A 13297-nucleotide genomic window follows, 5' to 3' on the forward strand; every position below is an offset into this window, starting at 1 on the left:
GGATGCGATATCCAGCCCCAAATAAAAAAGCGAAGCCTTTATGACTTCGCTTCGTGAACCGGATTGGATTCGAACCAATGGCCTGCTGCTTAGAAGGCAGCTGCTCTATCCAGCTGAGCTACCGGTCCATATTTAGTTTTGCGCTATCCCACCAACCTCACACTCCCAATTTTTCCAACACTTTCACCCAAACTAAAATAAACACTATATTTATCTTTCATTTTGGGAGTGCAAATTTATATAAAATTCATCCAATAATTCAAATTTAGCCGTTTTTATAATACAATAGCCATGGACGTACAAATAGAAGCCAGTTGGAAAGAAGTTTTAAAAGACGAATTTGCCAAAGCCTATTTCGGAGAGATCGTCATGTTCCTCAAACATGAAAAAGCCCTCGGCAAAACCATCTATCCCCCCGGTAACCTCATTTTCAACGCATTCAATACCACCCCGTTCGATCAGGTAAAGGTGGTAATACTGGGGCAAGATCCCTACCATGGCCCCCGCCAGGCACACGGCCTCTGCTTTTCCGTGCAGGATGGTGTGCCCCCGCCCCCATCGCTGGTCAATATTTATAAAGAAATGAAAACAGACCTGGGCCTTACGCCACCCACCGGAGGCAACCTCACTAAGTGGGCAGAACATGGCGTACTGCTGCTCAACGCCTTCCTGACCGTACGGGCCGACGAACCCGCCTCCCATAGCAAAATAGGCTGGGAAAACTTTACCGATGCCGTAATCCGTAAGATCTCCGATAAAAAAGAAAATGTGGTGTTCCTGCTCTGGGGTAAGTTTGCCCAGGATAAACAGGTGCTGATAGATGCTACCAAACATCATATCCTGAAAGCAGCCCATCCCTCCCCCTTTAGCGCCGACAAAGGTTTTTTCGGCTGCCGCCATTTTTCAAAGACCAATGAATTATTATCCAAAGCCGGCCTGGAACCGGTTGACTGGCGGCTGGAGTAAGCCATTCTAATTTGAAACCGTCAACCCAATGCCTGAGCATACACATTTTCGTGTTGATATATTAATTAAATTTATCCCTTGATATGAAAATAAACGGCCCTCAAAAGCCGTGTTCTGTGAAATACTGACTGTCAATTGTTTATGAGCAGGTTAAAGAATATTCTTGGCCGGTTATACGCTATTTATGGCTCATTGGTATTTGCCGCCAACATCCTGGTTATGTTCCTGCCAATGTGGGTGATCTCCCGGTTGCCGGAGCCTGAAAGAACACGCCGCTTTTTTCCACTGGTGCGTGCATGGATGAAGGTATTTATGCCCATGCTTTTTTGTCCCGTAAGAAGAAAAGGGCTGGAAAATTTTGAACCCGGCGTTACCTATGTAGTAGTATGTAATCACAACTCTTTAATGGATGTACCGGTCACCACACCCGGTGTACCCGGCTACCATAAAACCCTGGCCAAAATAGAAATGGCCAGCACACCCCTGTTTGGTATTATGTATAAGATAGGCAGTGTGCTGGTAGACCGTAAAGACGAGAACAGCCGCCACCGCAGTTACGAGGAAATGAAACAAGTGCTCAACCAGGGCATGCACATGACCCTATACCCCGAAGGCACCCGCAACAAAACAAACGATCCGCTGAAATCTTTTTACGATGGCGCTTTTGCGCTGGCTATAGATACGCAGCACTCCATTATGCCGGCTGTATTATTCAATACACGTAAGATCCTTCCGCCGGACCGCATCTTTTACGCGCTGCCGCATAGGGTTGATTTTCATTTTCTGCCGCCCATCTCCACAAAAGGATTAACCAAAGATGATCTGCCGGCATTAAAAGAAAGGGTATTTAAAATAATGTGGGACTACATTGAGCAGCATAACAGCAAAAAGAAGTAACACCCACCAACACACCAGCACATTCCTCCTGCTACAGATCATAGAACTGCCGCGTTCGATTTATACGGAGATCACGCAGCAGCCCCGATTTGGGGCTAATGGTAATACTGAACTGCCGGTACGTACCAAAGGGTATCAGGTTAATAGACATTTGCCAGCAGTGCAGATCGCGGGAAATATACATATTCGTATAGGCAATTGCGTGATTAATGAAATCATAACCGCTGTTCAGGCCTATCTTCCACTTGGGTGTTAAGCTGAAATCGCCGTTAAAGTTCACATACTGGTTAAAGTTCACCACCACCCCGCCGGAATCCGGTATAATAGATTTGCTGTAGGTTAAGCTGTAGGAAAGATCAATACGCCAGGGAATATCAAAGTCCACATACTCACCCGGATTATTACGCACCATCTGCATTTGCCGTTGCTGCGCCTGCATAGCAGCATCGCCGGTTTGCTGGTTTTCAAGATCGTCCTTCTGCTTTTCCTTCTCCTTGCTTTTTTTATCGGCCGACTGGAAAGAGGTGCTCATGGTGATATTCGCATTTGTTAACCGGCCCAGGCTCAGCTTACCTGCCTGCCATACATACTGGTCCAGCCGGTGCCCCCGCTTATCTACAACATACGGATCAAGATTACCACTGGCAGAGATGTTCAGCTTCTCAAACAGGTTGGTACGTGCATAAATGCTAAAGGTGCTCAGCTTAAAGGAATCCGCTATCAGGTTATAGCTGCCGTTAATACCAAAACCATCCAGCAGTTTAATTTTCTTTTCTTTATTGGCAGAGGTATCCTTCTTGGAGGCCACCTTCATTTCCAGGTTGTTATCCAAACCAAACGATATTAACCCGGCCCTCCCTTCGCCAGGCACGCCCACTACAGATCCGTCAAAATAAGATACACGGCTTACATCCTCCGGCTGAAAACCATACCGCAGGGAATCATATGCGCTGCGGGCCAGGTTAGGCTGATAGCTTAAGCTCATGGTAGGGCGCATCACATGGCGGATGGCCTTTATCTTGGAAGTCTTTTTAAACACATACATCCCGTACACTGCAGTAGATAATGACACGCTGGCGCTGGCCTGCCGGGCGGCAAAAAAGCCCGTCTGGTAAGTGGTATCTATACCGCCCAAGGTATCGGTAGCCGGGTTAAACCGGTGCGGGTTCCAGCTACGGATCATTTTACGGGTGTACCAGTATTCTGAATAGTTAATGCCGGGCGATAAGGTGAACGTACCCACCGGTATGGAAAAAGAAACAGGAATAGTATGCTGCATACCGGTTTGCAAACGGTCAAACATTTCCTTTTTCAGGAACATGGTATCCTTGAAGTTCACACTGTTACGCAGCACCGTGCTGTAGGAAACCCCTATTTTCTGGTACCACTTGGGCGTACCTACCAGCTCCTTGGGTTGAAAAGGATAAATAGTATTTACGTTAAAAGAGGCGTCCGGGAAAGAGATAAAGATATCCTTGGTGGAAAGGTTCTGCTGGTGGTTCAAACTCATGGTAAAGTTATAGGGCTTGCCCTGCCAGGTTTTTGAAAAGCTGATGGACGATCCTATGTTGTTATTTACCCTGGTATAATAATCAAATACATTGTACTGGTTGTAGGAGGAGGTACCAAAGTTCACGTTGGCGCCAAAGTTCACCCCCGGCCGGGCCTTGCTGTCCATGCTGTGGTTCCAGGTTACACGGAAGTCACGGGAACGGGTAAACTCTGATTTCACGGCCGGGTCGCCAAAACGCGTAGTGGCAAAGCTCAGGTTCAAACCACCATTATAGCGGTATCGTACGCGGTAGGTAGGGCTGGCCGTTAAGCTCCAGCTGCCGTAAGAATATACATCGCCGCGCATGGTCAGGTCAAAATACTCCCCCAGGCCCAGGTAATAACCGCCGTTTTCCAGGCCTACGCCTTTCTGCGCATTCACTACATATTGCGGCGGTAAGATGCCGGAACGCTGCCCCTGTGTGATAGGGAAAATGGCAAATGGTATAAATAAAGGGGTGGGCACCCCTTCAATTTCCAGGTTGGCCGGGCCGGATATAACCAGTTTGTCCGGTATTACCTTTATCTTGCGGGCGCGGAACTGAAAGTGAGGGGTATCCAGGTTACAGGTAGTGTAACCATTCTTCCAGCCGAAAATGCTGTTATCCGCCTCCCTTTTTGTTTGCTGGCTGTGAATAAAGCCTTCGCCATACTGGGAACGGGTATGATAAATTTTAGCTCTTTGCGTATTGAAGTTGTACCGTAAGGTGTCGGAATCAAAATTCTGCTCACCATCTTTCAGCACCGGCCGGCCATAGGCCTTACCGCTGGTATCCTGTGCGGTGGTGGCTTCCAGCACACCGGTAGCCTGGCTAAAGTTCATCCGTTCTGCCGTCAGGTCCACTGTTTTGTACTTGGTGTTGGCCGTACCATATAAATAAAAGCGTTTGGCGGGTACCATCAGTACAATGGAGTCCTTGGCCTTATAGTTCACCGGGGCATCCAGGCTGTCTTTTGATAGTTTGGGCATGTACAGGGTGTCTACCACGGTAGTGTCAGTAGCGGTGCTATCAGTAAGCCGTGGTATGGTATCCCGGCCGGTACGGGCGGTATCTCTTACCCTTGGCCTGGAAAGCGGCACTGTATCTGACTTTCCTGGCACGGTATCTGTGAAACTTTTGTTAAAATTCACATTTCTGTGTGGCCCGGCCCAGGCAAATGCATCTATAATAAGGATAAAAGCAAAGACTGCACCTGCTACGAACAGGTACTGTCTGAAAAACTTTTTATAATTATTTTTGTAGTCAGGGATCATGTGTCAAGCGGGCACAAACCTACATGTTTTTATACAAATTATTATCATTCGTAAAACGAAAAAGAACGCCTGGGGATACACTGGTTTTCTACAATTATAAAAGTATTAACGATTCAGGATGAATTACCAAATTATTAATTACGAATTGTCAATTACGAATTACGAATTTAAAATGCAGCGAAGATCACGATTTGCCGCTCTACCCAATTCGTAATTCGTAATTCCGTAATTCGTAATTAAACTAACTAATGCCCATTAAACTTTGAAACATGCGCTGGAACCGATTTTGGATCTTAGGATGCGGAACGCTATTTATCTTTACCTTATTTATCCGGGCTACGGACAAGCCCTTTAAAAGAAAGCAGGACAAACCTCTCCGTACCATTGTAATTGACGCAGGCCATGGCGGACAGGATATTGGCGCCCGCGGCAGCTACTCCACCGAAAAAGAAGTAACCCTGGATGTTGCTTTAAAACTGGGAAAGATTATAGAAGAGAATATGCCGGATGTAAAGGTGGTGTATACACGTAAAGTGGACCGCTTTGATGATCCCCGCCGCAAAGCAGAAATTGCCAATGACGCCCGGGGCGATCTTTTTATATCCATTCACTGTAACTCTGCCCCTAAAAGCCGCCATGTGACCGGGTACAAAACCGTATACCGTAAAAAGGGAAAACGGAAAATAGCCGTGAAGCAGCCCATTTATGAATACTCCCCCAGCCAGGCACAGGGTACGGAAACGTACGTGTGGGCTACCAGTAAGAACAACGCCAAAATGGAATCCCTGAAAACCAGCTCCGTAATGGTGCTGGATGGCAACTCTGAAGAAGCCAAGGAAGTGATGGATGCTGCCGACCCGGAAACCTTTATTATGCTCAATACCCTGCGTAATGCCTTTTTTGATCAGAGCCTGCGCTTATCTACCATGGTGGAAGATGAATTTACCAAAGTAGGCCGTATTAGCCGGGGCGCCCGCCAGCGTAATGAAAAAGGTATTTGGGTGCTGCAGGCAACCGCCATGCCCAGTGTACTGGTGGAGTTAGGCTTTATCAGCAACCCGGATGAGGAAGAATACCTGAACTCTGCCAACGGTCAGCAGGAAACCGCCCAGTGCATCTATAAAGCTATAAAACGTTATAAAGAAGAGCTGGAACGTTTTGGCAACTTTAAAGAGGAAGCCGCACCACCGCCGCAACCGGTAGTACCGCAACCCGTTGTGCAGCCGGTGATTGAAACCGGTTACAAACAACCCAGGAAAACCTCCGCCACTGCTGCCTCCTCCTCCCTTATGTATAAGGTACAGCTGCTGGTAAGCGATAAAAATTATTCTGCCAAGTCCCCCATTTTCAAAAAAATGGGGGGCCCTATAAAACAGGAGCGGGTGATCATTAACCGGAAAAAATTTAACAAATATATATGGGGCAGCTTCCGAACGGAACCGGAGGCCGGGGCTGCCTTGCGAAAGGCCAAGCGGATGGGCTTTAAAGATGCGTTCATCGTCCCATACAAGAATGGCCTGAAGTTAGAAGCACAGATGTAATGTAATCCCCGACCAGCAAGCACCCCAAGTAATAATTACCCCTATCCTTTTTACCCTATCACCTGATCCTTACTAAATTATAACTGACCACCGGAGCTAAAAATTGGAATTTGGTACCGGGAGTTGGATTTTCGATTACTTTTGCAGCAACGTATACGTATCTCATGATAAAAGTATCTAATGAAACCAAAGTGGGAGTGCTAACTGTAGTCGCTATTGTCCTGCTGGTATTAGGCTTTAATTTATTGAAAGGAAAAAGCCTCTTTTCATCCGACAAAACTATTTACGCTGTATACAAACAGGTGAATGGTTTACAACCCTCTAACTTTGTGCAGGTCAACGGTTTGAAGGTGGGAAGCGTATCAGACCTCAACATCCTGGATAACAATGCCGGCCGCATCCTGGTAACCCTGCGTATCACAAAAGATGTGGAAATACCCCGTAACTCCGTGGCCCGCATTACCGGCGACCTGTTAGGCACTAAAGCCGTACAGATCGACTTTGGTAACGCCAACGATTATCTGAAATCCGGCGATACCATTTATGCCGCTGTAGATGGTTCCATTACAGATGCGCTTAAAGAGCAGCTGAACCCCCTGGTTAAAAAGCTGGAAACCACCCTCTCCGCAGTAGATTCTGTATTACTAACGGTGAATGCTATATTTGATACTACCACAGAAGGCAATCTTCGTGTAGCCGTGGCTCACCTGAAAAATACCATGGGTAATTTTTCTGCCACCTCCAGCTCCCTGAACCGTATGATGGACCCTGAAAAAGGCAATGTACAGGCTACCTTTAATAACCTGGCCGCTATTTCCGAGAATCTGAAAAATAATAATGATAAGATAACCGGCATTCTTACCAATGCTGAAAAAGCCACCGGTACCCTGGCCAACGGGCAGCTGGATTCTTCCCTGCAGGACCTGCAGCATACTGTGGCCAACCTGAACCAGATGACCAGCAAGCTTAATAGCAATGATGGTTCCCTGGGTCTGCTGATGAATGATAAAAAGGTATACAACAACCTGCAAACCTCCCTGGGCAGCCTGAATAAGCTGCTGGAAGATCTGCGCGTAAACCCGAAACGGTATGTACACTTCTCGCTGTTTGGCAAAAAAGATAAAGTAAAGCCCCTCCCTTCTGATACGGTAACGGCTCAATGATGATTTGTAAAATGCAGCACTTTATAAGATATAGCCTTGTTCTCATTGGCATTTACCTGTTGGGAATAATGGGGGCGGCAGCGCAGCAGAAAACCGGGGACAGTACCTCCGTTATTCACATCCTGCATGCTGATACGCTGAACAATATTACCCGCGATTCCGTACAGCTGGCCCGTTTTATCGGGAATGCCTCCTTCCGGCAGGGTAATACCATTATTTCCTGCGACAGCGCTTTTAAGAACAGCCTCTCCAACCAGCTGGATGCCTACGGTCACGTACATATTAACCAGGCCGACAGTGTACAGGTGTATGGCGATTACCTGCATTATGAAGGCAATACCAGGCTGGCTACGCTGAAAGGGAATGCCCGCTTAACAGATGGTAAGGTGAACATCTCCGGCCCTGAGCTGCAATATGATATGAATGCCCGCATTGGTACCTACACACAGGGCGGTAAATTAATTAACGGCACCAGCACGCTTACCAGTAAGGAAGGTTTTTATTATGCAGATACCAAGGATGTATATTTTAAATATAACGTGCTGCTGGTAGATCCCTCCTATACCCTTACCACCGATACCTTATTATATAATACCGATACCAAGATTGCCACCATGGTAGCCCCTACTACCATTAATGATGGTAAAACCATTATGTACACCACCTCCGGTTACTACAACACGGAAACCGGTTATGGCAACTTTGGCAACCGCCCCACTATTGTGGACAGCGCCAGCACCATTACTGCGGATAATATTGAAACCGATAAGGTTACCGGTTACTCCTATGCTACAGGTAACATGGTGTACAGGGATACCGCCAATAAAATGTCGCTGCTTTCCAACTACGGCAAGGTGAACCAGGCTAATAAAACCGTGCTGGCCACCCAGCACCCACTGCTGATACTGGAACGCGATAAGGATACCCTGTATATGGTGGCCGATACTCTTTTTTCCGGAGTAATGAGGGGCGACAGCATTATAACGGCGCCGGTTAAACGCCCGGGTGTAGATAGCCTGGCAGAGGATACCGCCGCACCCAGGAAAATAAAGGCGCCCAAACAATTGCCGCCGCCGGATTCACTGCAGGAATTTGCGCAGATGGATTCAGCACGGCGGGCCATTGCTGATTCACTGACCGCCGTACCGCAGCAGGTGGATACTGCCTTAAAACTTACAAAAGCAGATACGCTCAAAAAAAGCAAGGATACCCTTATCACCGGCAAGCCTTTGTTAAAAAAGGATACTGCATTGGTTGCGCATAACCTCAAAAGGCCGGATTCACTGGCATTGGCGCTTCCTAAGGACACTGTAAAACCGGATACAACGGAAAAGCGCTACATACTGGCCTACCACCATGTACGCATTTATTCTGATTCCCTGCAGGGCGTGGCAGATAGTGTATACTACTCCTCCCGCGATTCTATTTTCCGCTTTTACCGCGATCCCATCTTGTGGGCTAATAATACCCAGCTTACCGGCGATACCATTTACCTGTACACAAAAAATCAGAAGGCAGATAAGCTGGTAATGCAGCCTAACGCATTGATAGTAAATGAAGCAGAGCTTAACAAGCCACTGTACAACCAGATCAAAGGCAATATTATTACCGGCTACTTTGCCGGTGATGCGCTGGACTGGATGCATGTGGATGGCAATGCAGAAAGCATTTACTATGTGAAGGATGATGACGGCGGTTTTATAAGCGTAAATAAATCACTCAGCGCTATTATTAATATTCACTTCACTGCCGGTGAGCTTAATAAAGTTGTGTTCATCAAAGACCCGGAAGGCACTATGTATCCTTTTACACAACGGCCTAAAGACGAGATGCTGCTGGAAAATTTCCGCTGGGATATTAAGCGCAAACCTAAAAGCAAGTATGAGCTAATGGGTAAATAGCCGGCCACAGACCGATCTGTAAACTAAACCTGCTTGTGAATGGCAACTTCTGTAGGACATAAATTAAAAAGGTTCAGGAAAAAACTACTCTCACCCCTGTACGAATTTCTGCAGGATAGCCGTGCAGTGGGCATCGTATTAATGGTATGTACTGTTGTTTCTCTTATAGTAGCCAACTCACCTTATCAAACTACCTATATTAATTTCTGGGAAACAGCCGTGCACATGCCGGACGGCTGGCACCTGCCCCACTCCCTGCTGCACTGGATCAATGATGGATTAATGGTGATGTTCTTTTTCCTGGTAGGTATGGAAATAAAACGGGAGCTTACCGTGGGTGAGCTATCCTCTATTCAAAAGTCCCTTTTACCGGCGCTGGCAGCCCTGGGCGGCATGGTATGCCCCGCATTGATATTCCTGGCTTTTAACGGAGGTACCGCCCACGCACATGGCTGGGGCATTCCCATGGCCACGGATATTGCATTTTCGTTAGGCATCTTATCCCTGCTGGGCAAACGCATCCCCCTTACGCTGAAAATATTCTTAATGGCCCTGGCTATTATCGATGACCTGGGCGCCATACTGGCCATTGCTGTTTTTTATACAGCTACCCTGCAGCTTACCTATTTGTTATGCGGCGCAGGCGTAATGGTTTTGCTTATTATCCTCAACCTGCTAAAGGTACAGCGGCTTATCTTTTACCTGATACCCGGCCTGGTATTATGGTATTGTATTTACAATTCCGGCATTCACGCCACCATTGCAGGTGTGCTGGTAGCCTTTTGTATACCGCTTACCAAAATAGCTGACCTCATTCATCACCTGCACGACCCGGTTAACTTTATAGTGATGCCTGTTTTTGCGCTGGCCAATACCGCTATTATTTTCCCGCAGGATGTTATGCAGGCCTTCACATCGCCGGTGAGTTATGGTATCCTGGCCGGGCTGGTGCTGGGCAAGCCGCTGGGTATTTTCTTATTTTCTTTTATAGCGGCTAAATTAAAATGGGCGGCCCTGCCGCATAAAACCACCTGGGCGCAGCTATTGGGAGCGGGTATGATAGCGGGCATTGGGTTTACGATGTCTATTTTTATTTCAACGCTGGCGTATAAAGAGGCGGAGCTGCAGATCGTTTCTATTATGTCTGTAATGGTGGCTTCCCTGCTGGCCGGCCTTATAGGATTTATTTACCTGAAGCTGTTGAAACCTAATAAGGTATAATAAGCAGGCGCTTCCTTCGTTATTTATAAACTATCTTGGCATTGTTATTGTTAAATCCTCATACCAACATGAAAGCGGGCATAACAACACATGGTTCAGGGGACAAAAAATGGTATCAGCTGCAGGTTTACCAGCGGTTTATATTATTTACCCTGATTTTAACCGGATGTATGTACGATCTCAAAGCACAATCAACAGCATCAAAAGGGCCCCAGGTAGGTATCCGCTTAGGTTTACCGCTGGGCGCTACCGCACGCTATTTCTTCACCGATGCAGATGCCGTGGAAGGCATTGCCGGTATTTATAACGAAACATTTACTGTTACAGGCTTATATGAACGCCATTTTGATCTGTCGGCGCTTACCGTGCAGGGCTTTGCCTGGTATGTAGGCGGCGGGGCGCATATGGGCATACGGAAATATGAGGGCAGTACGAAATTTATAGCAGGAGTGGATGGGATATTGGGATTGGATTATAGCTTTGCAGCTATTCCGCTGAACCTGGGCCTTGACTGGAAACCGGCAGTGCATTTCAGCACACCTTCTGACCTGGCCTCCTTTGCAGTATCGGCCAGGTATATTTTAAACAGGAAATAACCATTTGATCTTTACAACTATAAAACCAAACAATAGTATCAAAATGAAAAGAGCGGCATTAATCCTTGGCCTGGTTGCCCTGCTGGCAGTACAGGCAAATGCACAAAAGTTGAGAAGAGGCGCCGAAGCACCTGCTAATTATGGAACAGCCATCGGTATCCGGATGAACCCCTGGATCGTAGGTTTTACCATTAAACATTTCATTTCCGGCCCTCACGCCATTGAAGGATTGGCTTTCACCAACTTCGACAAAGGCAGCAACGTTACTTTTACAGGTTTGTATGAATATCACTGGAACGTGTTCGATAAGCCCGAATTCCTGATGTACGCCGGTGGCGGTGCACACGTCGGTATTTACGACCGTTTTGACTATGACCGCGACCGCTGGTTCCGCAATGGTGACGGTACGTATGTTACCGCCGGCCTGGACGGCATTTTTGGCGTGGAATACACTTTCAAAAAGATCCCGCTGAGCGTGAGTGCTGATCTGAAACCGTTCTTTAACTTCTCCGGTGGTACCCACTTCATGGGCGAAGAGATTGGCGGCGCATCTGCACGCTATACTTTCTAATAGTGATCACACTATAAATATGAATTGGTTGAAAAGCCCTGGTTAAACACCGGGGCTTTTCTTTTTGATCAAAACTTTCCCGTATTTTTATACACTACGTGTATGAAAATTTTTACGGCTACACAAATACGGGAAGCAGATGCTTATACCATACAGCACGAGCCCATTAGCAGCCTGCAGCTAATGGAACGGGCAGCCACAGCCTGCGCGCAATGGCTGTTCCGCCACTTTGATGCCCGGAAGCCCTTTTACATATTTTGTGGTATGGGCAATAACGGGGGCGATGGGCTGGCCATCACCCGCCTCCTGCTGAATAACGGGTATAAAGCTACGGCCTGCATCGTCCATCATAGCAATAAAGCATCTGCAGACCATACGGCTAACCGGCAGCTGCTGGAGCAGCAGTATCCCCAAAGCATATACGATGTGGCCGCAGTAGCCGACCTGCCTACCCTGCCGCCTAAAAGCATTATTATAGACGCTATTTTTGGCACCGGCCTGCGAAGCGCCATAGAAGGCTGGATGGCAGGCCTTATTCACCAGTTGAATGATCTGCAGACACGGCATACCCTGGTGGCCATTGACCTGCCTTCCGGTATGCTGGCAGATGCTTCCAGCGCGCATATGCCGGTAGTGCACGCCAGTATTACCCTTAGTTTTGAAGTATATAAGCTGGCTTTTCTGCTGCCGGAAAACGCAGCGCGTACCGGCCAGGTGCATATATTACCCATAGGCCTGCATCCGGATTACCTTACGCAAACGCCTACCCGCTTTCATGTAACGGATGCGCATATGATGCGAACCATTTACCAGCCCCGCCAGCCCTTTGCTCACAAAGGCACTTACGGGCATGCGCTGCTGGTAGCCGGCAGCTATGGTAAAATGGGCGCTGCCGTGTTAAGCGCTAAAGCCTGCTTACATGCCGGTGTGGGGCTGCTTACCTGCCATGTGCCGCAGTGCGGGTACCAGATCATCCAGATCAGCGCACCTTCCGCTATGTGCGTAACCGATATACAGGAAACCTACAGCAGCCACTTTCATGAAAGCGCACCGCAAACACGCGGGTTGCAACAGTATAAGACCATTGGTATAGGCCCGGGGCTGGGCACCGCTACGGGCACGGCCAAGGCCCTGGAACAGCTGCTGGAGCAGTACCGGCAGCCAATGGTGCTGGATGCGGATGCGCTGAATATTATCAGCGAATACCCGTTCCTGTTACCCCGCATACCGCATGGCTCCCTGCTAACACCCCACCCCAAAGAGTTTGAGCGTATATTTGGCAGCAGTGATAATGATTTTGCGCGGCTGGAGCTGTTGTCCCGTCAGGCAGTAAGCCTGCAGCTGTATATATTGCTAAAGGGACGGTTTACAGCCATGGCCTGCCCGGATGGCGCTGTATACTTTAACTCCACCGGCAACCCCGGTATGGCTACCGGCGGCAGTGGCGATGTGCTGACCGGCATACTTACTTCCCTGCTGGCGCAGGGTTATGCGCCTAAAGCCGCTATATTGCTGGGCACTTACCTGCATGGGCTGGCGGGCGATATTGCAGCCGCCCGTATGTCGCAGGAAGCTATGACCGCAGAGAGCATTATAGATTGTTTGGGACCCGCCTTCCTCCAGCTATGATGGTGA

Annotated in this window: 10 protein-coding genes and 1 tRNA gene; 9 read left to right on the top strand and 2 right to left on the bottom strand. The window is 48.0% G+C overall.

The window, feature by feature from the left end; all coding sequences use genetic code 11:
* Positions 1 to 54: 54 nt before the first annotated feature.
* Positions 55 to 128, bottom strand: a tRNA-Arg gene (locus tag BMZ54_RS17495).
* A 163-nt stretch (positions 129 to 291) separates the two neighbouring features.
* On the opposite strand from BMZ54_RS17495, the gene ung reads away from it, so the two are divergent.
* Together ung and BMZ54_RS17505 are read left to right on the top strand one after the other, a co-directional pair.
* A complete protein-coding gene (gene ung, locus BMZ54_RS17500) occupies positions 292 to 966 on the top strand; it encodes a uracil-DNA glycosylase (RefSeq protein WP_089914610.1) in 675 nt (224 codons plus the stop codon).
* A 141-nt stretch (positions 967 to 1107) separates the two neighbouring features.
* Positions 1108 to 1863: a lysophospholipid acyltransferase family protein gene (locus tag BMZ54_RS17505; RefSeq protein WP_089914613.1), complete on the top strand. Its 756-nt coding sequence runs from the start codon at positions 1108 to 1110 to the stop codon at positions 1861 to 1863.
* 31 nt (positions 1864 to 1894) lie between these two features.
* Here BMZ54_RS17505 and BMZ54_RS17510 read toward each other — a convergent pair whose 3' ends face one another.
* Complete coding sequence (locus BMZ54_RS17510; protein ID WP_143081048.1) at positions 1895 to 4516, bottom strand: putative LPS assembly protein LptD; 2622 nt, start codon at positions 4514 to 4516, stop codon at positions 1895 to 1897.
* Between the two features lie 422 nt (positions 4517 to 4938).
* Here BMZ54_RS17510 and BMZ54_RS17515 point away from each other — a divergent pair, with 422 nt between their 5' ends.
* From BMZ54_RS17515 to BMZ54_RS17545, 7 genes are all read left to right on the top strand, one after another.
* Positions 4939 to 6210 carry an N-acetylmuramoyl-L-alanine amidase family protein gene (locus BMZ54_RS17515; RefSeq protein ID WP_089914619.1) on the top strand — a complete coding sequence of 424 codons (1272 nt, stop codon included), beginning with the start codon at positions 4939 to 4941 and terminating at the stop codon, positions 6208 to 6210.
* Positions 6211 to 6374: 164 nt separating this feature from the next.
* On the top strand, positions 6375 to 7373 hold the full coding sequence (locus BMZ54_RS17520) for an MlaD family protein (protein WP_089914622.1): 999 nt from the start codon (positions 6375 to 6377) through the stop codon (positions 7371 to 7373).
* Between the two features lie 11 nt (positions 7374 to 7384).
* A complete protein-coding gene (locus BMZ54_RS17525; protein WP_162277582.1) occupies positions 7385 to 9274 on the top strand; it encodes an OstA-like protein in 1890 nt (629 codons plus the stop codon).
* A 39-nt stretch (positions 9275 to 9313) separates the two neighbouring features.
* Positions 9314 to 10495: a Na+/H+ antiporter NhaA gene (nhaA, locus tag BMZ54_RS17530; RefSeq protein ID WP_089914627.1), complete on the top strand. Its 1182-nt coding sequence runs from the start codon at positions 9314 to 9316 to the stop codon at positions 10493 to 10495.
* 170 nt (positions 10496 to 10665) lie between these two features.
* On the top strand, positions 10666 to 11091 hold the full coding sequence (locus BMZ54_RS17535; RefSeq protein WP_143081049.1) for a hypothetical protein: 426 nt from the start codon (positions 10666 to 10668) through the stop codon (positions 11089 to 11091).
* A 43-nt stretch (positions 11092 to 11134) separates the two neighbouring features.
* Positions 11135 to 11662 carry a hypothetical protein gene (locus BMZ54_RS17540; protein ID WP_089914633.1) on the top strand — a complete coding sequence of 176 codons (528 nt, stop codon included), beginning with the start codon at positions 11135 to 11137 and terminating at the stop codon, positions 11660 to 11662.
* Between the two features lie 102 nt (positions 11663 to 11764).
* Positions 11765 to 13291 carry an NAD(P)H-hydrate dehydratase gene (locus tag BMZ54_RS17545; RefSeq protein ID WP_089914636.1) on the top strand — a complete coding sequence of 509 codons (1527 nt, stop codon included), beginning with the start codon at positions 11765 to 11767 and terminating at the stop codon, positions 13289 to 13291.
* The last annotated feature ends 6 nt before the right edge of the window (positions 13292 to 13297 follow it).

Origin of the sequence: Chitinophaga rupis, assembly GCF_900109685.1 — a bacterium.
Taxonomy (GTDB): Bacteria; Bacteroidota; Bacteroidia; order Chitinophagales; family Chitinophagaceae; genus Chitinophaga; species Chitinophaga rupis.

Bases quoted from the DNA above. Each gene is read 5' to 3' on its own strand.
- ung (WP_089914610.1), top strand. From the start codon at position 292: ATGGACGTACAAATAGAAGCCAGTTGGAAAGAAGTTTTAAAAGACGAA.
- BMZ54_RS17505 (WP_089914613.1), top strand. From the start codon at position 1,108: ATGAGCAGGTTAAAGAATATTCTTGGCCGGTTATACGCTATTTATGGC.
- BMZ54_RS17515 (WP_089914619.1), top strand. From the start codon at position 4,939: ATGCGCTGGAACCGATTTTGGATCTTAGGATGCGGAACGCTATTTATC.
- BMZ54_RS17520 (WP_089914622.1), top strand. From the start codon at position 6,375: ATGATAAAAGTATCTAATGAAACCAAAGTGGGAGTGCTAACTGTAGTC.
- BMZ54_RS17525 (WP_162277582.1), top strand. From the start codon at position 7,385: ATGCAGCACTTTATAAGATATAGCCTTGTTCTCATTGGCATTTACCTG.
- nhaA (WP_089914627.1), top strand. From the start codon at position 9,314: ATGGCAACTTCTGTAGGACATAAATTAAAAAGGTTCAGGAAAAAACTA.
- BMZ54_RS17535 (WP_143081049.1), top strand. From the start codon at position 10,666: ATGTACGATCTCAAAGCACAATCAACAGCATCAAAAGGGCCCCAGGTA.
- BMZ54_RS17540 (WP_089914633.1), top strand. From the start codon at position 11,135: ATGAAAAGAGCGGCATTAATCCTTGGCCTGGTTGCCCTGCTGGCAGTA.
- BMZ54_RS17545 (WP_089914636.1), top strand. From the start codon at position 11,765: ATGAAAATTTTTACGGCTACACAAATACGGGAAGCAGATGCTTATACC.